Source organism: Capnocytophaga sp. oral taxon 332 str. F0381 (assembly GCF_000318275.2).
GTDB lineage: Bacteria > Bacteroidota > Bacteroidia > Flavobacteriales > Flavobacteriaceae > Capnocytophaga > Capnocytophaga bilenii.
Window position 1 is genome coordinate 1 of the sequence record NZ_KB291267.1, and the last position, 1,701, is coordinate 1,701.

At 41.4% G+C, this 1,701-nt stretch carries 1 pseudogene; it reads right to left on the reverse strand.

Features of this window, described 5'->3' with window-relative positions:
* Positions 1 to 1,701 (reverse strand): annotated as a pseudogene (locus HMPREF9075_RS02055) (gliding motility protein); the annotation flags it as partial.

Here is a 1,701-nt window from a genome sequence, read left to right on the forward strand (position 1 = left end):
CCAAACTCTTTACCTGATTCTATCTTGAAAGTAGTTGTATAGCTAAAGGTACAAGCCTCAGGCTCTTGGTATAGATAAATATCGTCCATAGCCAAGTCGTTACCTCCTATTACATTACTATAAGAACGCACTACGGCTACCAACTCGGTATTGTTACCTGGGTTCATTTCTATATTGTGTTCCTTCCAGTCATTAACGTTGGCATGTCCTGGTATATAACCTAAATCATTTACCGCCAAGCGGTTTGTACCTGCTAAAGCATCTGCTTCAGTACGATATAACTCTAATCCTATTTTAGGATAAACAGGATTCACAGAATGTCCATCTCCTCTGTGTAAGTTAAATAGAGCAATAGAGAACTTTATTGGCTTGTTAGGGATAATATCGGTCATTTTACGTTGATACAATATCCCTGCAATTCCCACAGAGTTACCTACATTAATAAACAAGATACGTCCGTTAGGTCTTCTTGTGTGGTCTACAGGGTTATCTCCCCAAGGGTTAGGTCGCATTATATCACGTACCACATATTCCCCATCGTTTATATTATCACCCCAAGAGTTGGGACGGCTTTGTCCATTACCATTATAAAGTATCGAACTTCCGTTTTGAGGTTCAAAATAGTACACCTTATTAATATAAGGAGTTTTAGCAGCTTCAGTACCTACCCCAAAATCCTCTAAGAACAATACATTCTTACTTGGCGGATTGGCATCAGCGTAATGTATAGTAATAGTATAAGTACCTGGTGCCAAGTTGCTAAAAGTATTGCTGTTTTGCGGCGTACCTCCGTTGAGCTGGTAGGTATAAGTGTAAGCACTACCCTTGCTGCTGTTTTGTACATAAGTCCCTTTACCCTCACAATTATAGGTAATAGTAGGGGTAAATGTAGGTTGTGTAACTTTTGCTGGAATAGTTACTTGTAATCCCGTACGCGCACACTCTATGGCATCGCGTACCGCAAGGTTATAACTACCCGCAGATTTCCTCATTACACGAGTACTCGTCCAAGTAGCTCCACCGTCAAAACTAAACTCATAAGGCGGTACTCCCCCTTGTACGTTGGAGAAACGTATTTCACCCTTATCGGCATCAGTACCATCAAAGCAACCTATCAGCTTAGAAACCCCTGCTGAGGCTATCAGGTTGTTATCTGCTGTAATATTAGGAACTTGTATATCTCGTATAGTTATAGTACAAGTTTCCCCTGCATAAGTATAATGCACATGTGCCGTAAAATAATCGCCAGCTGTTAAACCAGGAAATTCACGACCTGATTGTATTATAGGGGCTTGAAACGATGGTTGAAACCTCGTTAAACTATACTGATACGTATAAGTAACCGTACTTTGAGGTTCTGAGAACGTAATCTTTCCTCTAGCCCCACAATCGTACAACGTATAAGTAACCGTAACCGAAGGTACTGGCAAATCTATCACTGTAGCCGTAGCGGTTTTGTTACAATTGTTGCCGTCAATAGCTTTTACTTCGTAAGCGCCAGCATCTACTGTGAAAGTATAAACTCCACTTTGGGTAGTTGTCCTGCTTACTACCGTACCGTTTTTGCGCAACTCTAAGGTATAGCCATTGCTATTAGGGGTACCCCCTTGTGCTTTGGCTATAATCTTACCACCAATACCTCCAATACCACCACACAAATTGTGGCGTACTCCCAAATCAAGCTTCAAGGCTGCTGGGTCG